19 protein-coding genes are annotated in these 22,901 nt (G+C 65.8%); 10 read left to right on the top strand and 9 right to left on the bottom strand.

The annotated features are described in order from the left end of the window. Positions 1–31: 31 nt before the first annotated feature. From OEW28_RS09790 to argE, 4 genes are all read left to right on the top strand, one after another. Positions 32–706 carry a DUF1028 domain-containing protein gene (locus OEW28_RS09790; protein ID WP_263734579.1) on the top strand — a complete coding sequence of 225 codons (675 nt, stop codon included), beginning with the start codon at positions 32–34 and terminating at the stop codon, positions 704–706. 63 nt (positions 707–769) lie between these two features. After that, positions 770–1,717 carry a LysR family transcriptional regulator gene (locus OEW28_RS09785; protein ID WP_263734578.1) on the top strand — a complete coding sequence of 316 codons (948 nt, stop codon included), beginning with the start codon at positions 770–772 and terminating at the stop codon, positions 1,715–1,717. A gap of 109 nt (positions 1,718–1,826) precedes the next feature. Then, on the top strand, positions 1,827–3,896 hold the full coding sequence (locus OEW28_RS09780) for an oxidoreductase (RefSeq protein ID WP_263734577.1): 2,070 nt from the start codon (positions 1,827–1,829) through the stop codon (positions 3,894–3,896). Positions 3,897–3,913: 17 nt separating this feature from the next. Continuing rightward, on the top strand, positions 3,914–5,056 hold the full coding sequence (gene argE / locus OEW28_RS09775; protein WP_263734576.1) for an acetylornithine deacetylase: 1,143 nt from the start codon (positions 3,914–3,916) through the stop codon (positions 5,054–5,056). A 65-nt stretch (positions 5,057–5,121) separates the two neighbouring features. Here the strand turns inward: argE and OEW28_RS09770 are convergent, their stop codons facing one another. From OEW28_RS09770 to OEW28_RS09745, 6 genes are all read right to left on the bottom strand, one after another. After that, positions 5,122–6,117, bottom strand: coding sequence for an Ldh family oxidoreductase (locus OEW28_RS09770; protein ID WP_263734960.1), 996 nt, complete (start codon positions 6,115–6,117; stop codon positions 5,122–5,124). Between the two features lie 16 nt (positions 6,118–6,133). Next, positions 6,134–6,844 carry a DUF3726 domain-containing protein gene (locus OEW28_RS09765; protein ID WP_263734575.1) on the bottom strand — a complete coding sequence of 237 codons (711 nt, stop codon included), beginning with the start codon at positions 6,842–6,844 and terminating at the stop codon, positions 6,134–6,136. Beyond that, the gene (locus tag OEW28_RS09760) at positions 6,841–8,520 is read right to left on the bottom strand and encodes a hypothetical protein (RefSeq protein ID WP_263734574.1); all 1,680 of its coding nucleotides are present in this window, start codon (positions 8,518–8,520) and stop codon (positions 6,841–6,843) included. The genes OEW28_RS09765 and OEW28_RS09760 overlap by 4 nt, the downstream gene beginning before the upstream one ends. 65 nt (positions 8,521–8,585) lie before the next feature. Then, on the bottom strand, positions 8,586–10,133 hold the full coding sequence (locus tag OEW28_RS09755; protein WP_263734573.1) for a BCCT family transporter: 1,548 nt from the start codon (positions 10,131–10,133) through the stop codon (positions 8,586–8,588). Between the two features lie 45 nt (positions 10,134–10,178). Beyond that, a complete protein-coding gene (locus tag OEW28_RS09750) occupies positions 10,179–11,192 on the bottom strand; it encodes a dipeptidase (RefSeq protein ID WP_263734572.1) in 1,014 nt (337 codons plus the stop codon). Further along, a complete protein-coding gene (locus OEW28_RS09745) occupies positions 11,189–12,640 on the bottom strand; it encodes an aldehyde dehydrogenase family protein (RefSeq protein WP_263734571.1) in 1,452 nt (483 codons plus the stop codon). The genes OEW28_RS09750 and OEW28_RS09745 overlap by 4 nt, the downstream gene beginning before the upstream one ends. Positions 12,641–12,729: 89 nt before the next feature. Between OEW28_RS09745 and OEW28_RS09740 the strand changes: the two genes are divergently transcribed. From OEW28_RS09740 to OEW28_RS09715, 6 genes are all read left to right on the top strand, one after another. Next, entirely contained in the window at positions 12,730–13,596 is an 867-nt protein-coding gene (locus OEW28_RS09740) for a LysR family transcriptional regulator (protein WP_263734570.1), read from the top strand. 78 nt (positions 13,597–13,674) lie between these two features. Further along, a complete protein-coding gene (locus OEW28_RS09735) occupies positions 13,675–14,694 on the top strand; it encodes a quinone oxidoreductase family protein (RefSeq protein WP_263734569.1) in 1,020 nt (339 codons plus the stop codon). 47 nt (positions 14,695–14,741) lie between these two features. Next, positions 14,742–16,352, top strand: a complete 1,611-nt coding sequence (locus tag OEW28_RS09730; protein WP_263734568.1) for a GMC family oxidoreductase — start codon at positions 14,742–14,744, stop codon at positions 16,350–16,352. Between the two features lie 326 nt (positions 16,353–16,678). Next, the gene (locus tag OEW28_RS09725; RefSeq protein WP_263734567.1) at positions 16,679–17,806 is read left to right on the top strand and encodes a Gfo/Idh/MocA family protein; all 1,128 of its coding nucleotides are present in this window, start codon (positions 16,679–16,681) and stop codon (positions 17,804–17,806) included. Positions 17,807–17,829: 23 nt separating this feature from the next. After that, positions 17,830–18,897, top strand: coding sequence for a Gfo/Idh/MocA family protein (locus tag OEW28_RS09720; RefSeq protein WP_263734566.1), 1,068 nt, complete (start codon positions 17,830–17,832; stop codon positions 18,895–18,897). Continuing rightward, entirely contained in the window at positions 18,894–20,102 is a 1,209-nt protein-coding gene (locus tag OEW28_RS09715) for a glycosyltransferase family 4 protein (protein WP_263734565.1), read from the top strand. Before OEW28_RS09720 ends, OEW28_RS09715 begins: the two co-directional genes overlap by 4 nt. A 19-nt stretch (positions 20,103–20,121) precedes the next feature. Here the strand turns inward: OEW28_RS09715 and OEW28_RS09710 are convergent, their stop codons facing one another. From OEW28_RS09710 to OEW28_RS09700, 3 genes are read right to left on the bottom strand one after another with little or no spacing between them, the layout of a single operon-like run. After that, a complete protein-coding gene (locus tag OEW28_RS09710; RefSeq protein ID WP_263734564.1) occupies positions 20,122–20,883 on the bottom strand; it encodes an enoyl-CoA hydratase/isomerase family protein in 762 nt (253 codons plus the stop codon). Next, entirely contained in the window at positions 20,880–22,184 is a 1,305-nt protein-coding gene (locus OEW28_RS09705) for a phenylacetate--CoA ligase family protein (protein ID WP_263734563.1), read from the bottom strand. Before OEW28_RS09705 ends, OEW28_RS09710 begins: the two co-directional genes overlap by 4 nt. Beyond that, positions 22,181–22,846: a TetR/AcrR family transcriptional regulator gene (locus OEW28_RS09700; RefSeq protein WP_263734562.1), complete on the bottom strand. Its 666-nt coding sequence runs from the start codon at positions 22,844–22,846 to the stop codon at positions 22,181–22,183. Before OEW28_RS09700 ends, OEW28_RS09705 begins: the two co-directional genes overlap by 4 nt. Positions 22,847–22,901: the final 55 nt, after the last annotated feature.

The raw sequence follows: 22,901 nt of genomic DNA, 5'->3' as shown, positions 1-22,901 counted from the left end.
ATTTTTCAGCATTGAATCACGGAGCTGGGCAATGACCTTTTCGCTGGTGGCGCGCTGCGAACGGACGGGGATGTTCGGGGTGGCGATCTCATCATCCTCGCCCGCGGTGGCGGCGCGCTGTTCGCACGCGCGCGCTGGCGTCGGCGCCGTCGCGTCGCAGAACGTGACCGATCCCGAGCTGGGGCCGTTGACGCTTGATCTGATGCAGGGCGGGATGTCGGCGGCAGAGGCGGTCGGGGAAATCCGACGGCAGGGGCGATTCATGGAGTATCGGCAGGTTCTGGCGGTGGACGGCGCTGGCGGAACGGCGATTCATTCGGGGCCGAACGCGCTTGGCATCTGGGCCGAGGCGCGGGCGGCGAATGTCGCCTCTGGCGGGAACCTCCTGGCCAACGACGGCGTGCCGCAGGCGATCGTCGCAGCGTTCCAGGGGGCAACGGGCCATCTTGGCGACCGCCTGGTAGCGGCGCTGCGGGCGGGGCTTGCCGCCGGGGGAGAGGCCGGTCCGGTTCATTCGGCCGGGTTGAAAATCGTGGACCGCCAGTCCTGGCCCGTGGCAGACCTGCGCTGCGACTGGACCGAAGCCTGCCCGATCGAGGCCGTGGCAACCGCATGGGACATCTACAAGCCCCAGCTCGAGGCATATGTCCAACGCGCGCTCGACCCGCGGACCGCGCCGTCGTACGGGGTGCCCGGCGACGAATGAGACAGGCCGGGCGCGCCGCGGATCGGGCTTGATCCCCCGCGGGCCGCAAAGGATAGTCGGCCCATGCCGTTGCGTTTCACCCTTCGCCAGCTCGAGTATTTCGTCGCCGTCGGCGAGGCGGGGTCGATCGCTCTTGCCTCTGAAAAGGTCCATGTCTCTTCGCCGTCGATTTCGACCGCGATTGCCCAACTTGAGGCAGAGTTCGGTCTTGCGCTTTTCGTGCGCAAGCACGCCCAGGGTCTGGCCTTGACGCAGGCGGGGCGGCAACTGATGGACCAGGCGCGCCATGTCCTGCGCGAGGCCGATGCGCTGAACCGTCTGACGGGGGAAATCACCGGCTGCGTGCAAGGACCGCTTGCGGTTGGCTGCCTTCTGACATTTGCGCAGATCGTCCTGCCGGCGCTTCGCCGCGGGTTCGAGACGCGCCACCCGGAAGTGCGGGTGCGCCAGTCCGAACTGAACCAGCAGCAGATATTCGAAGCGCTGCGCAGCGGCGCGCTTGACGTCGCCCTGACCTACGATCTGGGCCTGCCCGACGACCTGAGGTTCTTTCCGCTCGCGACTCTGCCGCCCTATGCGCTTTTTCCCGACGGTCACCCGCTGGCGGACCGGTCCAGCGTCCTGGTCGGGGATCTTAGGGACCATCCCATGGTGCTGCTCGATCTTCCGCTCAGCGCGGATTACTTCCTGTCGTTCTTCCGCGCGGCCGGCATCCGGCCCGTCATCGCCGAACGCACCCGCGACATTGCCGTGATGCACAGCCTGGTCGGCAACGGCTTTGGATACTCCATCGCCAATTTCAGACCGCCCAACGACCTGTCTCCGGACGGGCGGAAGCTGCGCTTCGTCCCGCTGCTCGGTAAGGTGCGTCCCATGGTCATGGGCCTGCTGACAGCCGAGGGGGCGGAAAGCGTCCTGACGGTGCGCAGCTTCATGGATCATTGCCGCGGTGTCGTCGCGCAGGGGGGCATGCCCGGCATCAGCCCCGCGGGTCCCGAAGCGGCGTCCTGATCCGGAAGAATGGCATAGGCATCCCCTAATCACAGCTTCCGCATCCGCAACTGTAACCGAAGCCGCGTCGCGCTAAAGTCGCCCGCGCATGTGACCACAGGAGGCCCGATTGCGCGACCCCCGTTACGATATCCTGTTCGAGCCTTTGGCGATCGGTCCGCTTCGCGCGAAGAACCGGTTCTACCAGGTGCCACATTGCAATGGCGGCGGTTATCGCGACCCATCGGCAGCCGCCGCGATGCGGGGGATCAAGGCCGAAGGCGGCTGGGGCGTGATCTTCACTGAACAGACCGAGATGCACCACACGTCCGAGATCACGCCGTTCATCGAGCTGCGCCTTTGGGATGACAAGGACATCCCCGCGCTGCGCAAGATGTCCGCGGCGATGAAGTCGCATGGCGCGCTTGCCGGGATCCAGCTTGCCTATTCCGGCATCAATGGTTCGAACCTCTACACCAAGGAGGTGCCTCTGGCGCCGACTGCGCTGCCGATCCGAACCTTCACGAACGATCCCGTGCAGGCGCGCGCGATGGACAAGGCCGACATCCGCAACCTGCGGCGTTGGTTCGTGAACGCGGCCAGGCGGTCGAAGGCGGCCGGGTTCGACCTGATCTGCCTTTATGGCGCGCACGGCTTCGGCATCTTCCAGCACTTTCTGTCGCGCGCGACGAACCAGAGGGGCGATGAATACGGCGGCAGCCTGGAAAACCGGTCCCGCTTCGCGCGGGAAGTGATCGCGGACATGCGCGACGCGGTGGGTGACACGATGGCGCTGACGCTGCGCGTGTCGCTGGACGAAAGCATCGGCGAACTGGGGTTTTCCAACGCCGAGGTCCGCGACTTCATCGAGATGAACCGCGACCTGCCCGACCTCTGGGACCTTGCGCAAGGGACCTGGGAGGATTGCTCAGGCCCATCGCGCTTCAAGGAGGAAGCCGCGCAAGAGGCATTGGTCAGGGGCATCAGGGACCTGACGGACAAGCCCGTGGTGGGTGTCGGCCGCTTCACCTCGCCCGATGTCATGGCGCGGATGATCCGGCAGGGCACGCTTGACTTCATCGGTTGCGCGCGCCCCTCGATCGCGGACCCGTTCCTGCCGAGGAAGGTCGAGGAGGGAAGGGTCGAGGACATCCGGGAATGCATCGGCTGCAACATATGCATCACGGGCGACATGACCATGTCGATCAGCCGGTGCACACAGAACCCGACCTTCATGGAAGAGTGGCGCAAGGGCTGGCATCCCGAACGGATGAACGCCAAGGGCGGCAGCGCGAATGTGCTGGTCGTGGGCTCCGGGCCCGCCGGGCTTGAGGCCGCCCGCGCGCTGTCGCTCAGGGGCTACGACGTCGCCATCGCGGAGGCGCGCGATCAGATCGGCGGCCGCGTCGCGCGCGAACGGCTTCTGCCGGGGCTGTCGGCCTGGGGCAGGGTGGTCGACTACAGGCAGTACCAGCTGTCCCAGCGGCCCAACGTCGAAACCTATATCGGATCCCCGCTGGACGCGGCGCAGATCCTTGAGTTCGGATTCGAGAATGTCTGCATCGTCACCGGCGCGTCCTGGCGCGCCGACGGGGTCGGCCGGCAGCATGTGGTGCCGATGCCCATGGACCCGGCGATGCCGGTCTTCACCCCAGACGACATCATGGAGGGGCGCGTGCCCAGTGGTCGGGTGGTCGTCTATGACGACGATCACTACTACATGGGTGGGGTCGTGGCAGAGCTTCTGGCAGGAAAAGGGTGCGAAGTCACGCTGATCACGCCGGCGCCCTATGTGTCAGATTGGGCGCGCAACACGCTGGAGCAGCACGCGATCCACGTGCGGTTGGCCGGGGCGGGCGTGACGATCGTGCTGAACCGCGGCGTGACGGCGATCCGTCCGGACGGCGTCGAAACGAACTGCACCTACACCGATCGGCGCGACTTGACGGGCTGCGATGCGGTGGTCGTGGTGGCGGCCCGCCACCCGAACGACGGGCTTTACCACGCGCTGGCGGCGCGGCAGGCGGACTGGGCCGACGGCGGCATCCGGACGGTCAGGCTGATCGGCGACGCCGCGGCGCCCGGACCGATCGCATGGGCCACCTACGCGGGCCACCGCTACGCGCGCGAGCTGGACGAACCCGATATCGGCGACGATCTTCCGTTCCGCCGCGAACTGGCCGAACTGGCGGCGGACTAGGGCGGGGGACAACGAAGATGCGCACCGTGGAAATCCTGGACCGTCTGATCGCCTTTCCCTCGGTCAGCAGCGAAAGCAACCTTCCGATTCTGGACTACATCTCCGGCTTTCTGGTCGAATGCGGCGCAACCGTTCATCACGTTCAGGATCGGACGGGAACCAAGGGCGGGTTGTTTGCCTGCATGGGGCCCGCTGGTGCAGGGGGCATCATGCTGTCCGGGCACACCGACGTGGTGCCCGTGACCGGCCAAAGCTGGTCCGCAGATCCCTTCCGGATGCGGCGAGAGGGAAGCCGGCTCTACGGGCGCGGCGCTACGGACATGAAGGGTTTTCTGGCCGCAATGCTTTCCGCCGCCGAACGCGCATCGCGCCGTCGGCTTGTCAAACCGCTGAAGCTTGCCTTTTCCTGGGATGAGGAGGTCGGTTGCCTGGGTATCCCGATGATGCTGCCCGTGCTTGCGGCGTCCATCGGAAAGCCGCGCCTGTGCGTTGTGGGGGAGCCCACGCAGATGCAGATCGCTGTCGGCCACAAGGGCAAGGTCGCCCTGCGCGCCACCTGCCACGGTGAGGCAGGCCATTCCGCGCTCGCACCGGACTTCGTCAACGCGATCCACCTTGCCGTCGACTTCGTGGCCGGGCTGCGGCGTCTTCAGGATGACCTTGCCCGGCATGGCGCGCGCGAACCGGGCTACGACATCCCCTATGCGACCGTTCACGCGGGCCGGATTTCGGGGGGCACCGCGTTGAACATCGTGCCTGACCGGGCCGTCGTCGATCTTGAGTTCCGCTATCCCGCAGCGCAGTCCGCCGAGGATGTCAAAGCCGCGATCGACGGGATCGCCGAGACGGCGTCGGCGCCCTTCCGGACGGCGTTCACCGGGGCGCGGATTGAGGTCGAAACCGTTAGCGCCTACCCGGGTCTTGGCGCGGGCGATGATCCCGATGCGCTGGACATGATGCGAAGCCTGGTGCCGACAGCTGCCACGACCAAGGTTGCCTACGGGACCGAGGCGGGCCACTTCGAAGCCGCCGGCATCCCGAGTTTCGTGTGCGGTCCGGGATCAATGGAGCAGGGGCACAAGCCTGACGAGTTCATCGAACTGGATCAGCTATCTGCCTGCGACGCCATGTGCGACCGGTTGATCGGTCTGCTGTCCTAGATCCCCAGGGCGAACGCGGCGCTGTTTCATCAGCGCATCGCGTTCCGGGCGTCCTGTCCCGGCGGTCAGCCGGCGGCTGTCGTCCCGGCCTTGGCCAGTTGCTGCACAAGCTGCCAAAGCGCGGGCGCGACCTCGACCGCATCGAGCCGGGTGCGCTGTTTGCCGGGGATGCGCACGCCCGGATCGTCGGCCACCGCTTCGGCAACGCGGCTTATGCGCTCGGCCAGGGACGCGGCATGGGTGTCTGGGTCGATGAGGATGTAGAATTGCCCAAGGTCGTGGGGCGGACCGGCCTCGGCCTTGAGTCCTTTGACGTCAAGCGAATTGACCGACCCGGTCAGCCCGGCCGCCAGGAACTCGACCAGAAGACCAAGCGCCCAGCCCTTGTAGTCCGCCGCGCTCACCAACGAGCCTGATAGCGCCTCGGCCGGGTCGGTCGTGGGCTTTCCGTTCCGGTCCACCGCCCAACCCAGCGGGATGCGTTCGCCCGCCGCCTGCGCCTTGGTGATCTTGCCCAATGCGACTGCCGCCGTCGAAAAATCGGCATGCATCGCGATCCCGTCCGGGCCGGGGATCGTGAAGGCGATAGGGTTGGTGCCGATCACCGGGCGCTTGCCGCCAGGTCCGGCAACGATGGCCGAGGCATTGGTGACCCCGATCGCGATCAACCCCTTGGCGGCGATCTGTTCCGTGAAATAGCCAAGCGAGGTGCAGGTGTGCGAATGGCAGACCGCAAGGCTCGCGATGCCGCAGGCCCGCGCCGCCTCGATCGCGGGCTGAAGGCCGCGCGAAAACGCGGGCTGCGCGAAACCGAACCTTGCATCCACCGTGACGGCGCCGGGGCGGGGCAGGGTAACGACTGGCTCGACCCGGCCATCGACCCGGCCCGACACGAGCTGCCGGCAGTAGCTTTCCAGGTAGTAGAGACCGCAGATCACGTTGCCGGTTTCCTCGGCCCGGGCGACCGCGCGCGCGACCTCGCTTGCCTGCCACGCGCCCGCGCCATGGGCCAGCAGGGCCTGTTCGCTCATCCGCGCGATGTCGTCGATGCCTATCCGCATGCTGGCCTCTTTTCCGTCAGTCATTGTCGCTTGTTCCGGCGCCCGCATCCGCCCGCGATCGGTCGGACGGGGGAACCGTGGTCTTCATCGCCAGGTCGTTAAGCCTGGACAGAACCGGGCTTTCGCAGCCCGCCGGTCCCCTCGATTCCGCATCGGCTGCACCCTCCAGCAATTCGAGCGTCAGGGTGGCAGCGGACAGGCCGGTGAAGCAGCCCAGATCGCCGGTGATCGCACCTGTGCCGTCGACGCCGACGGCCCCACCGGGAAAGGTCAACGCGATGCGCTGGCCATGCCGCTCTGCGATGCGCGACAGAAAGGGCACCAGAAGCACGGGCCGACTTACGTCCGCGATCTTCAAGCCTTGGGACAGCGACCCTTCGGGCAGATCGACAAAGTCGCTTAGCGCCGCGCCGACGGCGATGGGGCATAGCGGCCCTTCGCCCTGCTGCCGCCAATGTCTAGGGCCGACGATCGGGCAGACATCGTGCCAGGGCTTGCCCGCCGCGCTCTCCAGTTGCGCCAGAAGCGCCGCCGACCCGTCGACGCCGTGTTCGTGAAGCCAGCCGGCCGCAAAGCCGGCTTCCTCGGCCTGGCCCCAGCTCATCCCTGCGCCGCGGGCGGCCTTGGTGCTCAGGCTCTCGATCTCGTTGCGCGAGAGGACGAGGAAGGTGGGCGCGTCGGCGAACGAAGACCCCGAGGCGGTCGGGTCATTGGGTTCTGTTGTCATGGCCTGCCCTTCCCTTGCATGTCGAGCGGGTAGGGCGCGCCCTGAAACAGGCTTATACGCACCCACTTGTCGGACCTGGGGTCGAAGTGGCTTGCGCCGAAGAACGCGAGCTTGCAGCGCATCAGGTCGATGGGCAGCATGTCCTTGGCGATCAGGTTGTCCTGAACCTCGGCATAGGGATGGTCGGCGGCGATCTGCGCGCGCCGCGCCATGTAGCGATGTTCGGGGTGGCGCAGCAGAAAGGCCGCGACCGTTTCGGTAGCCGGCCAGGCCGACAGATCCGCGTAAAGCTCCTTGGCAAGGCGCGCGATGCACAGCGGCTGCTCAAGCTCCGCTCCTTCCTCGCTTGCACGTTCGCCCAGCCGGGGTTCAAGCTTCTCTTCGGACACGTACCAGAAGCGGGCCTGGGCCTCGGCCGGCTGAAAGTCGATGCTCAGCGCCCAGCCGTAGCGGTCGCGGAATATGGCCTGGAGGGTCCCGACCTTCATTGCGCCGTCCAGCGTGAAGGCCACATGTTCGTCCGCGCTCATCCCTTGCGCCAGGTTGTCCACGACGGCGCCGTGCGGCTCGATCAGAAGGGCGAACAGCATTTCCTGCCCTTCGAGCGTCAGCTGCCTTTCACCCCATCGCCAGAGCGCGTCCCACGGAAGCGCCTCTTCGTCGGGGAAGGAGCCCAACCGCTCGCCGATCCGCGCAAGGTCGCGGCGCAGGTCCTGCAGCTTGGCGATCTGGATCGGATGTTCGGAACGCCAGCTGTCGGCGTTATCGCAGGCCGCGGTGTAGGCCAGGTGCAGGGCCGCGACGGCGTCGGGCGTTGCGTCGGCCAAAGCACGGACACGGGCCAGCGCCGTTTCCCGCATGGCCATCCAGTTGTTCATCAGCATCGGGTGGCGCACCAGGAAAGGCGCCATGCCAAGACCCGTGGAGTTGCCGACGCCAAGGCGGCGCTTGATCTGGTCAGACAGTCGAACGGCGCGTTCGCCGCCCTTCGCGGCAGCCAGATGTTCTACGATGTCCACCGTGAACTGCCGGGTCAGCCAGACCGACAGCATCTCGGCCTGGAAGGGGCCGTGCAGTTCCGGGCGCTCCGCGATCTCGCGCCGGTCGGCGGCGCCGAACTTGCCCGAACCATAGACCGCGGTCGTGCGCATCAGGTAGCCGACGGCGTCGATTTCCGACATCTCCGGCTGGTGCCCCGCCGCCAGGCTGTCCACCACATGCGCCCAGAGCCGCACCGAACGGTTGGCGCGGCTCAGCGAAAGTTCTCGCGCCGAGACGCGGCCGGCCTCTTGCAGGGGCACGTTCCTCTGCAGGCGGTCCAGATCCTGTGTCGTCGGCGTACCATCGAACAGGGCGAAGGTGGCGTCCCAGGCCGTGGCGATCACCCGGTCTGAGCGCATGTGATCGGGCAGGTCGTGCGAAAAGGCCACCAGGCTGTATGTCCTGGCGGGCCCGATCGCGCGGTAGACGGCGCGCCCCACGCCCTTGGCGTCGACGTCCCAAACCGGGCGGTCAAAGCGCCAGCCCTCATCCCGTACCCTGCGAAGAAGCACGCGCAGGAAGGACAGCCGCGTGGGATGCGCCGATCCCATGCGGGCCAGCCGCATGACGGTTTCGGGCGCCCGCAGGCCGACTTTCAGGTCATGCTGGGCCAAAGGAAGGGACGCGTCGGTCATGGGTCAAGCCCCTTTCTGTTTCGGTTGGGTGCCGGGCATGTGCAGAACACGCCCGGCAGCAGCAGCTATTTCCGTCCCAATGCCAAGGTGATGCGTGCAGCATCCCACAGGGACGGCAGAAGCACGAGCGATACCGGCACCGCGGTCACCACGATGAAGCTCTGAAGCTTGCCGATCCCGCCCGCGTCTGTCGAGATCAGGATCAGCGCCATGACGCCCATGGCAAGACCCCAGAACGCCCGCAGCGGGGCCGACGGGTTGTCGTCGGACATTGCCGTCGCGATGACAAAGCTCATCGAGTCGCTGGTCGTGGCCACGAAAATCATGGTCAGGACAAGGAAGAGAAGCGACAGGATGAAGCCCATCGGCATCGCCTGGGTGATGGCCAGAAGGCCCGCAGGCAGGTTGAAGCCTTCGAACGGTGCCGAGATGACACCGGCCGTCGCCTGCTCCAGCGCGATGCCCGATCCTCCGATGATGGTGAACCAGAAGTTCGTGATCAGCGGCGCCACGATGGACAGCATGATGATGATCGAGCGGATCGAACGGCCACGACTGACACGCGCGATGAAGATCGCCATCAGCGGCCCGTAGCCCAGGAACCAGCCCCAGAAGAAGACCGTCCACCATCCCAGCCACCCCGGCTCTCCGAAGATCCCGGCCTCGCCGCGGTACATCGACATCGAGAAGAAGTTGGACAGATAGGTGCCAAGCCCGCCAAGAAAGCTCTTGAAGATGAAGGCGGTGGATCCGACGACCAGCATGAATGCCAGCAGGGCGAAGGCAAGGATGACGTTCGCCTTCGACAGGAACTGGATGCCCCGTTCAAGACCGGAAATCGCAGAGATCGTGTAGATTCCGACAAGCGCCAGGATCACGACGGCCTGGGTCGCGAAGCTGTCGGGGATGCCGAAAAGCGCGTTCAGCCCGTAGGACATCTGCAGGCCAAGGAAACCGATGGGGCCAACGGTGCCGGCGACGACGGCGATGATGCAGGACGCGTCGGCGATCAGGCCGATGGGGCCCTTGAGCGCGCGATCACCGAACACGGGGTAGAGCAGCGTGCGCGGTGCAAGCGGCAGCCCCTTGTCGTAGTGATAGTGCATCAGCATGATCGTGGTCAGCGCGCCAAGGATCGCCCAGGCAAGGAAGCCCCAGTGCAGGTATGCCTGCGCGAGCGCGGCGTTGGCGCGCGCGGCCGGATCGGCCGAAAGGTCACCGAAAAGCGGAGGTGTCCAAAGATAGTGCGCGATGGGCTCACCCGCCGCCCAGAAGACGCCGCCGCCGGCCAGCAGCGTGCACATGATCATCGAGGCCCACTGGAACGTGCTGAATTCCGGCTTGTCCAGCGTGCCCAGAACGGCCCGGCTTCCCGGCAGCAGGCAGATGGCAAGTCCGATGAGGAAGGTCGCCAGAAGCAGAACCTGCCAGTAGAGCCCGAAGTAGGTGGCGGCGAAATTGAAGCCCCAGTCGACCATCGCCGTAAGGCTGTCCATGCTGACAAGCGCCATGCCGCAGAAGAGCAGGATGAATCCACCCGTCACAGCAAGAAGTGGCTTGTCCAAACCTGCCAGGCGCGATCGTCCGCACTGGCTTGCCGTGATGTCTGTCATCTTGCCCCCGTCCTGCTAGATGGGTGTTTCCGTGCCCTTTTGCAGTCAGTCTGCGGCTTCGCTGAGCCTGCCTTCGGGACCTTTGTTCGCGCCGAAGCTCTTGTCGAAAAAGCGCAGCCAGTTGCCCCCCATCACGGCGGCGACATCCGCGTCGGCCATGCCGGTGGCTTGCAAGCCATCCGCGATCTTGCCGAAGTTGCGGTTGTCCGCGAACCAGTCAGGCATCGGCGGGAAGCCCGGCGCATCCTTGCTCCCCTCGCCGTAGTCGATGGTCTTGGTCCAGCGACCGACGCGCATCCATTCGACGACGCTGTCGGGCTGGTCCTGGCACAGATCGGTGCCGATGCCGACCTGGTCGATCCCCATCAGGTCGGCGGTCCGCGCGATCATTTCGCAGAAGTCCCGAAGGGTGCAGGCGCTGCCACCGCGCAGGTGGTGGGGATAGACCGAAAAGCCCAGCATTCCGCCGCTTTCGGCCAGCGCGCGCAGGACGTTTTCGGACTTGTTGCGAAGCGCGGAGTGCCAGCCAGCCGGGTTGGCGTGGGTGATCGCGATCGGACGGGTCGAATGTTCGATCGCCTCAAGCGTGGAGCGTTCGCCGGAATGGCTCATGTCGACCACAAGGCCCACGCGGTTCATCTCGGCCACGACTTCGCGCCCCATCCGGGTCAGGCCGGCGTCGTCGGCCTCGTAGCAGCCCGAAGCCAGAAGGGACTGGTTGTTGTAGGTCAGCTGCATGAAGCGCAGGCCAAGGGTGTGCAACACCTCGACGAGGCCGATGTCATCCTCGATGCACGACGGGTTCTGCGAGCCGAAGAAGATCGCGGTGCGGCCCGTTTCGCGCGCAAGGGTCACATCGGCCGCCGTCCTGCCTTGGAAGATCAGGTCGGGAAACCGCTCGAACCAGCGGTTCCAACGCTCGATGTTCAGGACCGTCTCGCGGAAGTTTTCGTGATAGGTGATGGTGACGTGGACAGCGTTCACGCCGCCTTCGCGCATCTGGCGAAAGATCTTCTCGGACCAGTTGGCGTATTGAAGGCCGTCGATAAGCGGGGTCATTCCGGCAACCCCGCCGAAACATAGGCCGTCTTGACCGTCGTATAGAACTCGGCGGCGTAGCGGCCCTGTTCGCGCGGCCCGAAGGACGATGCGCCGCGCCCGCCGAAGGGAACGTGGTAGTCCGTTCCCGCCGTCGGCAGGTTCACCATGACGCAGCCCGCGCGCATGTGGGCGCGGAAGTGGCTGGCCCGCGCAAGCGAGCGGGTCATGATGCCGGCGGTCAGTCCGAATTCGCTGTCATTGGCGATGCCCAGAGCCTCGTCATAGCTGCCTGCCTTGATCACGCAGGTGATGGGGGCGAACATCTCTTCGCGGTTGATGCGCATGTCGTTGCGCGTTCCCGCGAAGACGGCGGGGGCCATGTAGTATCCCTCGGTCGGCCGCTCCAGCCGGTCGCCGCCGCACAGAAGCTCTGCCCCTTCCGACTTGCCGATGGCCACGTAGTCAAGGTTCTGGGCCAGCTGCTCGCCCGACACCGCGGGCCCGATCTGCGTGCCCGCCTCAAGCGCGTGACCGACCTTTAGCGCCTGCGCGGCGGCCACCAGTTTTTCGACAAAGGCGTCATGCACGGCCTCGTGCACAATCAGGCGCGAGGCGGCGGTACATTTCTGCCCCGTGCCGCCGAAGGCCGCGTTGGCGGCATGGGCCACGGCCAGGTCCAGATCGGCGTCGTCCATGATCAGCATGGGGTTCTTCGACCCCATCTCCATCTGGACCTTGGTCATGTTGGCGACCGCGCTGGCCGCGATGCCGCGCCCGACCGAGACCGAGCCGGTAAAGCTGATCGCGTCGATCTCGCGGCTTTCGACCAGCCGCTGACCCACGGCCCGGCCCGGTCCGGTCACCAGGTTGAACAGGCCCGCCGGAATGTCCTGCCTTGCGATGACCTCGGTCAGGGCAACCGCGCTGGCCGGCGTCAGGTTCGCGGGTTTCCAGACCAAGGCGTTCCCGAAGGCAAGGGCTGGCGCGATCTTCCACGCGGGCGTAGCGACCGGGAAGTTCCAGGGCGAGACGATCGCGACGACGCCCACCGGTTCGCGCCGGACGTCGATTTCGATCCCCGGGCGAACGCTTTCCGCCAGGTCGCCGTGAAGGCGCAGCGCCTCGGCCGCGAAATAGGTGAAGAACTGGCCGGCGCGGTAGACCTCGCCCTTGCCTTCGGCCAGGGGCTTTCCCTCTTCGCGCGACAGCAGGCGGCCGATCTCTTCGGCGCGCGCCATCAGTTCGGTCCCGATCGCCATCAGCACGTCGTGCCGCTTCTGGACGCCCGCCGCCCACCAGACCGGCTGCGCCTTGCGCGCCGCGGCCAGCGCCGCGTCCAGTTGGGAGCTGTCGGCCTGGGCGTATTCACCGATGATGTCGGACAGATCAGAGGGGTTGCGGTTCTCGATGACCGCCGCGCCGTCCTGCCATTCGCCTGCAATGAAAAGGCCGTTCGTCTGTGCCATGTCGCGCTCCTGTGATTTCGGGGACCCTAGACACAGCACGTTGCTTCAGGCAATCTGAAATAACTTAACAATCCTTCAGGAAATCTGAATTGGCGATCAAGCTGGAAATGCTGCGCGCCTTCCGCGTCGTAGCCGAGCAGGGGTCGCTGGCCGAGGCGGCGGGGGTGCTTGGGCGGACACCGTCCGCAGTCTCGATGACCCTCGCGCAACTTGAGGCCAACATCGGTGCGCCGCTGTTCGAGACCGACCGCAAGAACCGGCTGACCAAGCTGGGTGAGCTGATCCTGGCCGAGGCCGTGCGCGCAACCGACGTATTCGACAGCAGCACCGGAACGATCCGGCGGCTTACGACGTCGATCGCGGGTACCGTGCGCATCGCCGCCGTGCCCTCGGTGATCGCGACGCTGCTGCCCGGCGCCATCGCGCGCTTCAGGGAATCGCATCCCGAGGTCCGTCTTGAAATCAGCGATCTCGACAGCGACTCCGTCCGGCAGCGCATCCGCTTCGACCAGGCGGATATCGGCATCCTGACCGCCTCGGTCGACGAACCGGGGGAGGGCGTGACGATCGCGTCCGACTGTCTGGGAATCGTCTATCGCGAAGGCGGCCGCATCGCCCGCGCTCTTGCGGAGTCCGAGGGGCCGGCATCGTGGTCGCTGATGCGGCTGGAGCCGCTTATCGCGAACCCGCTGTGCGCGATGGTCGCCCATGATGACATCGCGGGGCTTCTGGACGGCTGCAACCTCGAGGCGCGCAACACCACGGCGCTGCTGTCCTTCGTGCGGGAGGGCTTGGGCGCCACGATCCTGCCCGAAGGCGCGGTTCCCATCATCGGCGGCGGAACCGGCTTTGTCAGTCCTGCGGATCCCAAAACCCTGCGCGAGCTGCGCATGATCTGCAGTTCGGATCGCAAGCTTGGCCCGGCAGCGCTGGAATTCTGGAACACGTTGCTCTGACAGCCGCGCAGGGAGGCGGCGCCGATTTTCCCGTCTGACCGCAATTCAGCACTCGAATTCCGCGATGAGATCGTCACAATGACCCGCGATTGGCAGGTGAGGTCACAGATGGTTCAGTCGGCATCCGCATTCCGTTTTTCCGAGTATGGTGGCACCTCGGTTCTGGCTTGGCGGGAGGTCGACCTTCCCGATCCCGCCGCAGGCGAGGTTCAGCTTCGTCACGAAGCGATCGGCCTCAATTACATCGACATATACCACAGGAAGGGCATCTACGCGCCGCCGTTGTCCCTGCCGGCCGGGCTGGGTGTCGAGGGCGTCGGCGTCGTCACGGCGGTGGGCTCTGGCGTGGGCAATGTCTCGGTCGGCGACCGCGTGGCCTATGTCGGGGGGCCGCCCGGCGCCTATGCGACGGCGCGCAACATACCGGCGGTCCGCGCCCTCAAGGTGCCCGATGCCCTGACGTCCGAAATCGTCGCCGCGTTGATCTTCAAGGGCCTGACCGTCGAGTATCTGATCAATCGCTGCGTGCCCCTTTCAGGGGGCGACACGGTGCTTTGGCACGCTGCGGCGGGCGGCGTGGGGTCGATCGCGGCGCAGTGGCTTCGCCACAAGGGTGTGACAGTGATTGGAACCGTTGGATCCGCCGACAAGGCAGAGATCGCGAGGTCCAAGGGCTGCGCCCATGTCATCAACTACCGGGAAGAGGATTTCCGCGACCGCGTGCGGGAAATCACCGAAGGCAGGGGCGTTCGCGCGGTCTTCGACGCGGTGGGTGCCGATACCTTCGCCGGTTCGCTCGACTGCCTGCGCCCGCGCGGCACGCTTGTCAGCTTTGGCGAGGCATCGGGCCCCGTCCCGCCGCTGAAGGTCGCGGACCTCGGCGCGAAGGGATCGCTGTTCGTGACGCGGCCCTCGATCGCGCACTACACCGCCGACCGCTCGGAGTATGAGGCTGCCGCGGCCAACCTCTTCGACGCGATCGGCAACGGCTTCATAGCGGCACCCGAGGTGACGACCTATGCGCTTGGCGATGCGCCCAGGGCGCAGGCGGACATGGAGGGGCGCCGCACGACGGGCTCGGTCATCCTGCTGCCCTGAGACAGGGGACGCGCCGCCGGAAACCCTGTCCAGCAACCGGGAGTGTCATGAACACGGATGTCGGAGAGTTTGACTTCATCATCGTCGGGGCGGGAACCGCCGGCTGTCTGCTTGCGAACCGCCTGTCCGAAAACAGTCGCAACCGTGTCCTGCTGATCGAGGCCGGCAAACGCGACACCTATCCCTGGATTCACGTTCCGGCAGGATATCTGTATTGCATCGGAAACCCACGTACCGACTGGTGTTTCCAGACCGCACCGGTTGCCGACCTGAACAACCGAAGCATGGGCTACGCCCGCGGCAAAGGCCTGGGCGGCTGTTCCTCGATCAACGGCATGATCTACATCCGCGGTCAGGCGCTCGACTACGACGGCTGGGCGCAGATGGGAAACACCGGCTGGGGGTGGGACGACCTTCTGCCGCTTTTCCGCAGGCATGAGGATCACTACGCCGGCGAAGACGATATGCATGGTGTGGGCGGAGAGGTGCCGATCCGCAGGCAGCGCCTCCGGTGGGACATCCTCGACGCCATCCGGGCGGCGCTGGTCGAAAATGGTATCCCCCTGACGCGGGATTTCAATCGCGGCGACAATGAAGGTGTCGGGTATTTCGACGTGACGCAGAACAAGGGTCTCCGCGTCAGCGCCGCGAGCGCGTTTCTGAAGCCCGCCCGAAAACGGCCGAACCTGCGCATCCTGACGCAGGCGCATGTGTTGCGCGTTGTTTTCGAGGGGCGCTGCGCGACAGGGGTCGAGGTGCGGTTCGGCGGGGAACACAGGATTATTCCCGCTCGTGCCGAGGTCATCCTGTCAAGCGGTGCGATCGGGTCGCCTCATTTGCTCGAGCTTTCGGGCATAGGCCAGGCCGAACGTCTGGCCTCGCTCGGCATCGCCGTCGTCGCGGACAGACGGGCCGTCGGGGAAAACCTTCAGGATCACCTGCAGATGCGCCCGGTATTCCGTGTCCGCAACGCGAAGACCCTGAACACGCTTGCCGGCAGCCTTGTGGGCAAGGCGCGGATCGGGATCGAATATGCGCTGCGCCGAACCGGTCCCCTGTCGATGGCGCCGAGCCAGTTGGGGGCCTTCGTCCGCTCTGGCCCGGAGGTCGCCTCGGCCGATCTGCAGTACCACTTCCAGCCTCTGTCGCTCGAGAAGTTCGGTGGCGCTCTGGACGCCTTTCCTGCGATCACCGCCAGCGTCTGCAATCTTCGTCCCGCAAGTCGCGGGTCGGTGCATGCGACGTCAGCCGACGCGATGGCGGCCCCGGCAATTGATCCGAATTACCTGTCCGCGCCGGAGGACCGGCAAAAGATGGTTTCGGCGCTGAAGCTGACGCGGCGCCTGATGCAGGCAAGGGCGCTTCAGCCCCACGCGCCCGAAGAGGTACGGCCCGGCGCCGAACTGACCGGCGACGAGCAACTCGTGGTCGCAGCGATGCAGCATGCGTCGACCATCTTTCATCCGGTGAGCACCTGCGCCATGGGCCCGGCGGAGGACGCGGTCGTGGACCCGCGCCTGAGGGTGCGCGGCGTAGAGGCGTTGCGTGTGATCGACGCCTCGGTCATGCCGCGCATCACCTCGGGCAACACGAACGCACCGACCATGGTAATTGCCGAGAAGGGCGCGGCCATGATCATCCAGGATCACCGCGCATAGCCGGTCGCCGCGCCGAGTCTTCCGCGGCTGTCCCTGATTGCGAAACAAAGACGGCGATGTCCGGCCATTTTGCCCGGTTCCAGCTTGGCTGGCGGCCTTTCCCATTCGCGCTTCGCGGTCGCTGTTACCGCCTGCCATCCACCTGAAATCCCACGATTCAAGGACTTCGCGTCGGTCTTGGGCGTGTCCGGATCGGCAGGCTGCCGTCCGGGCAGATCGGAACCGGGCCAGGGGATTGTGTCGAAACCGGCAAGATGCTTACTCTGCCTCCATCCGTCCGAAAATGTGTGCGAGGGTGCGTGCCGTTGGAATCTGCCCGCAAAGTGGTGGCGATTGTCGGGACCGGATATGTCGCCGATCTCTACATGCGGTCCCGCGACCTGCATCCCGATATCCAGGTGGCGGGCGCGTTCGACATCCGGCAGGACCGGCTGGCTGCCTTCTGCAACTATTGGAACCTGACGCCTTTCGCGTCCTTGAGTGACCTGCTGCGCGCCTTGCCGAAGGGTGGCATCGTGCTGAACCTGACGAACCCGGCCGCACACCACGACGTCACCAGGGCCTGCCTTGAGGCGGACCACCATGTCTATTCCGAAAAGCCGCTCGCGATGGAGCTTGGTCAGGCAAGGGAACTGGTGGATCTGGCCCGGCGCACCGGAAAGTTGCTGGGCGGGGCGCCGTGCAGCCATCTGTCCGAGGCGGCGCAGACGTTGGCGACAGCCACGAGGACGGGGACCTGCGGCCCGGTCCGCCTGGTCTATGCAGAGCTGGATGACGGCTTCATCCCGCAAGCCCCGCACCAGAAGTGGCTAAGCGAAAGCGGCGCGCCTTGGCCCTATGAAAACGAGATGCAGACGGGCTGCACGCTTGAGCATGCAGGCTATGTCCTGACCTGGCTGGTCGCCATGTTCGGCTCGATCCACTCGATCACCGCCTTCTCGGCGGCGACCGTCGACAAGGGGCTGGAGCCCGAATGCCGGGTGCCGGACACCTCGATCGGCATCCTGAAATTCCGCTCGGGCCCGATCGTCCGCCTGACCTGCACCATCGTCGCCCCACATGACCACAGGGTGCTCCTGACGGGGGACAGGGGCACGCTTGAGGTCAGGGATACCTGGGACAACAACGCCAAGGTGCATTTCCGCCGGCGCTTCGTGGTGCGGCGGCGCCTGCTTGAATCGCCCATTCCCCGTCGGTTGCGGCTGGCACAGGGGCCTGCCGGGCGCCGCGCCAAGAGGCGCGGGGCAGCCTCGATGGATTTCCTTCTGGGGCCGGAGGAAATGTTCAGGCACTTGTCGCAGGGCGGCGTGAACCGGTGCGCCGACCAGATGGCGCTGCACGTGACCGAGGCTGCGCTGCATTTGCAGAATGCGGGGGAAGCCAGCGAAACCTACCTCATGCAGACCGCGTGTGATCCAGTGCCTGCCATGGAATGGGCCGGCAGCCTGCGATAAGCCCAGCGAGGAGATGACGGCGAATGCGTCTTGGAATTGTCGGAACCGGAAGGATGGCGTCCGAGGTGGCGCGCGCGGCGACGCATGTTCCGGGTCTGGAGGTATCGGCGGTTCTGTCGCGAAGCGCTGACCGCGCCCGCGAATTTTGCGACCGGTTCGCGCCCAAGGCTCAGGCGGAGCAGGACATGGATGCGTTTTTGCGCGCCGTCGACGCCGTCTATGTCGCGACGCCCCCGGACAGCCATGCAAGCTGCCTGAATGGCGCGATCTCAAGAAAGGTCCCGGTTCTTTGCGAAAAGCCCCTTGCGCCATCGGCCTCGGCCTGCCGCGACGTCCTGTCAAGGGCGCAGGGCGAAGGCGTGCTGGTGATGGAGGCGATCTGGACGCTCGCGCTGCCCGCCTATCGCGCGCTGCGCGATCTGGTGCGCGAGAAAGGCGGATTGGGTGTTGGAACACAGCTTTTCTTCGACTTTTCGATGCCCCTCATCGCCGCGGAAGATGCCCACTACTTCAGCCCGCGGCAGGGCGGCGTTCTGCTGGATCGCGCGGTGTACGGTTACGCGGCGGCGATCAGCGTGAACGGGCCCGTGCGGCACCAGCAGGCGCATGTCACGCGGCGGGCGGATGGGCTTGATACCTCTGCGGACCTGAGGCTGACGCACGAAGAGGGGGGCACGTCCTTCATCACGCTGTCGTTCGACCGGCTTGGACCCAACCGTCTTGACGTCGCGACCGGGCAGGGGTTGGCAGGCGTGGGGCCGGGATCGCTTGCCTGCGAGGTGCTTTCCTGGAAAGCCGCCGACCGTTCGGCGCCGATCGCGGGGCATGGGGAGGGCGGGGGCCTGAAGGCCCGGCTTCGGTCCATGTCCCTGTTGCGCGCGATCAAGGCAAGGGCGCCTGCGGGCGGGCGGTTCATGGGCTATGGCGCGTCGCGCTTCTGCCCGATCCTGATCGAGTTCATGCGGGCAGTCGAGTCCGGAAAGGCGGAAAGCGATCTTGTCCCACACGCCTTGAGTCAGAGCATCGCCGACCTCACGCAAGCCGCACGGCAGGTGGCGGAGTGCACAGGCGGGGATGGCGCGCTGGAATGAAACTCGGCTATTTCCTCAACGCCTATCCGATGACCAGCACGACCTTCATCCGCCGAGAGATCGAGGCGCATGAACGGTCGGGGATCACGATCGACAGGTTCGCCATCCGCCGATGGGATCAGCCGCTTGTCGACCCGCGGGACTCAGACGACGCGAAAAAGACCTTCTACCTGCTGGAACAGGCTCCCTTGCACATCCTTCGCTCGGTCCTGTCCCAATCCATCCGGCATCCCTTGCGGACGTCCAGGGCGCTTGCCGCCGCCGTAGCGATGGCCGCGCGCGCGCGCGGCAAGCGCTTGAAGCACATCGCCTATTTCATCGAGGCCGCCGCCCTGAAACAGGAGGCGACGCGCCGTCGGATCGACCATCTGCACACGCATTTTTCCACGAACTCCGCCACCGTCGCGCTTTTGTCCCATCTCATGGGCGGGCCGAGCTACAGCTTGACGATACACGGACCGGACGAACTGTGGGAGATGCGGGAAAATTCGCTGGCCCTGAAGGTCCGGCACGCGACCTTTGTCGCCGCGATCAGCAACTACTGCCTATCCGTGGTGAACGAGTTCACCCGGCGCCAATACGAGGGCAAGATCCGGATCGTGCGCTGCGGGCTGGACCTGCGTGACTTCCCTCGGCCCAGCGACGTTCCGGACAGCCATACACTGGTTTGCGTCGGGCGGCTTTGCAAGGCAAAGGCGCAGGTCTTGCTGGTCGAGGCCTTTGCGGGCGTGGTGGGAAAATTCCCGCGGGCCCGGCTGGTGCTGATCGGTGACGGGGAACTGAGGTCAGCGATCGAAGAGCGGATCGCCAGGCTGGACCTGGGGGAAAATGTCGTGCTGGCAGGCTGGAAGAAGAACCCCGAAGTGGCCGAGGCGCTGACGAATGCGCGCGCGCTGGTTCTGCCCAGCCTGGCCGAAGGCCTGCCGATCGTGATCATGGAAAGCTTCGCTTTGGGGCGACCTGTCCTGACAACCCGGATCAACGGTATCCCGGAGCTGGTGGATGCAACTTGCGGATGGCTCGCCGAGCCGGGGGATCCGAGCAGCTTGCAGGACTGCCTTGAACAGCTGCTTTCGGCCGAGCCGCAGGCGCTGTCCGAAATGGGGCGGGCCGGCCGCGTGCGGGTCGAACAATGGCACGACCAGGACAGGAACGCAGCCGAACTGCGGGGCCACATCCGGTCCTTCTTGCGCGATCGGGCGTAGGCGACCGCTGTCCACCGCTTCAGAACGTCTGCAGAAGGCGCGTCGTTTCCGGGTCAAGAAAACCCGCGACAGTCGCGTCGGTCTCAAGCTCCAGCGCCCGCTGAAGGCCGCCCGCCGTCGCCTGGTTCAGGACGCGCTTCATCGCCCGGACCGAGAGTGTGGGAAGCGCCGCAAGCTGCGCCGCGACCTTGCCCGCCTCGTCGCGCAGATCGGCGTCGGGGACGACCTTCCAGGCCACGCCGCAGTCCTTCAGGTCGGCCGCGGTGTAGCGCTGACCCAGGAACAGCATCTCCTTCGCCTTGACCGGGCCGACGATGCCCGGCAGCAGCGAGGTTACCGCGCCGGTCACGAACAGGTTCAGCGACACTTCGGGGAAGAACCCCTTGGCGCTTTCGGCCCAGATCGGGAAATCGCAGTTGATGGCCCATTCGAAGCCGCCGCCCACGGCCCAGCCGTTGATCGCACCCACCACCGGCTTCGCGCCGAAGACGATCGCCATCGTCGCCCGTTGGATCGCGTCGACCAGATCGCGCGCCTGCTCTTCGGTTTCGGGGTGGACATGTTCATGCCGGTCGTCGCCCGCGCAAAACGCGCGCCCCTCGCCGGTAAAGACGATTGCGCGCGTTTCGGGGTCGCGGTTCGCATCGTCGAAGGCCAGCGCCACCTCGTCGATCAGCCTGCGGTTCATCGCGTTCAGCGACCTGGGCCTGTTCAACGCGATGGTGCGCACGCCTTCGCCGGTCATGGTGGACAGGATCGTGTCATAGGTGAAAGCGGTCATGGGTGGCTCCTGATCACGCGTTTGGTCTTGCCTTCGGTCACAGGAAAGGTGCCCGAGGGAACGATGGTCACGCGGGCGGTTGCGCCCAGCTTGGTCTTGAATGCCGTTTCCAGCCGCCGGGCCAGGTCACCGTCATCGTCGCGGCCCTTCGCCAGTTCCGCCTGTACGGGCAGCGCGTCGTAGGGGGGCGGGCTGTCCAGGACGATGCGGTAGTCGCCCGACAATTCGGCAAAGCTCGTGACGACCGCCGCGACCATGGTCGGGAACATGTTCAGCCCCCGGACGACCACCATGTCGTCCGACCGCCCCACGACGCGGAAGCGGAACCCGGCGCAGCCGCAGCGGCAGGTCTCGGTTGCCTCGACGGCGATGATGTCGCCGGTACGGAAGCGGACCAGCGGCTGGCAGTCCCGTTCCAGATGCGTCAGCACCAGTTCGCCTTCGGCGCCCGGTTCGATCTGCCGGACGGCGTCGGTGTCGGGATGGATCACCTCGGCATGCAGGACATCATGGGCGACGAAGTGCAATGCCGTGTCGTGTTCGCACTGCGCGGCGAAGTTGCAGAAAACGTCGGACACGCCGTAGTTCGAATTGCGCGGCTCCATGCCCCAGGTGTCGCGGAAGCGCTGGCGGAAGGCGGGGTCGTCCAGCCCCGGTTCGCCGCCGAAGAGCCCCAGCCGCAGACCGAGGTCGGCGGGTTTCAGGCCGGGGAACCTGTCGGCCACGACCCGTTCAAGGACCGCAGGGTAGGAGGGGGTGCAGGAAATCGCAGTGATCCCGGTTTCCAGGATCGTGCGCACCAGCAGTTCGGTTGAGCCAACTCCGAAGGGCACGACCGTCGCGCCGGTGCGTTCCAGCGTCAGGTGGTCTGTCAGGCCGCCCATCCACATCTGATAGTTCAGGCAATGCACGACCATCATGCCCGGCCTCAGCCCTGCAAGCGATTGCGCCCGGCCGCCGACGGTCTCGGTGATCTCGCAATCGCGTGCGCTCATGGCAAGGTTCATTGCCTGGCCTGTGGTGCCCGAGGTGCGGTGCAGACGGCTGACGCGGTCGCGCGGTGCAGCCAGATAGTCGCCGAAGGGGGGATGTGAAGGCTGCGACAGACGCAGATCCGACTTGTCCGAAAACGGCAGTTCCGGCAGGTCCTCAAGCCGCTTGGGTGGCGCCTTTCCTTGCCAAAGCCGCTGATAAAAAGCGGAATTTGACGCGACGTACCGGCCTTGCCTTTCCCACGCCGCCTGGCGGTGACTGCCCAGGTCTTTCAGTGCAATCCGATGTCCGTTGTCGATCAGGCTCATGGCGCCATGCCTCGTTTCCAAAGGTCTGTGAGCATCTCCAACACCGCTTCCCGATCTTCGGACAGGGCCCTAACCCAGGGGTCTCCGGTGATGAAAAGGGCGGAAAGGTACTGATCGACCATGCCGCCCAGGGCATAGGCGCGGCGCATCAGATCATCTTGTGGCCGGTCGGGGCCTTCGCGGCGGCGGGTGGCGCGTACGACGGTTTCGGCCCACTCTCGGTTCAGACGCTGGAACGCCCCGCGCGCCTCTGGAAAGGCGTCCACGCCGACCACAAGGCATTTCATCAGGCCCGCGTTGTCCTCGAACAGCTGAAGATAGGCAGCGGTGGTGTTGCGGGCCGCGTCGCCCGGCAGGTGCGCGGCGGCCCGCATGCGCCCCTGGACATAGTCGACGAACGCGCCAAGAACTTCGTTCGCCAGCGCGTTCTTGTCGGGGAAGTAAAGGTAGAACGTGCCGTGCGCGACCCCGGCGGATTTGCAGATCGCGGCAACGGTCAGCCGCTCAAGCGGTTCACGGGCCAGGAAGTTGGCGCCGGCAGTGACCAGTTCGGCCCTGGTGCGTTCGCCTTTGCGCATGTCCTCGCGTCCGTGCTGAAGCCAGTCCGCAAAGCCGGACGGGAGCACGGGTTGCGATGAGTGTTCTTGGTCGGAATCGGACATGCTCACCGCGTTGCCTAAAAACTGATACTGATATCATATTTAGTTTTCGTGCTTG

The sequence above is a fragment of the Albidovulum marisflavi genome (genome assembly GCF_025751435.1).
Classification (GTDB): domain Bacteria; phylum Pseudomonadota; class Alphaproteobacteria; order Rhodobacterales; family Rhodobacteraceae; genus Albidovulum; species Albidovulum marisflavi.
Note: the sequence above shows the minus strand (reverse complement) of the source record. Positions and strands in the feature narration are given on the sequence as shown.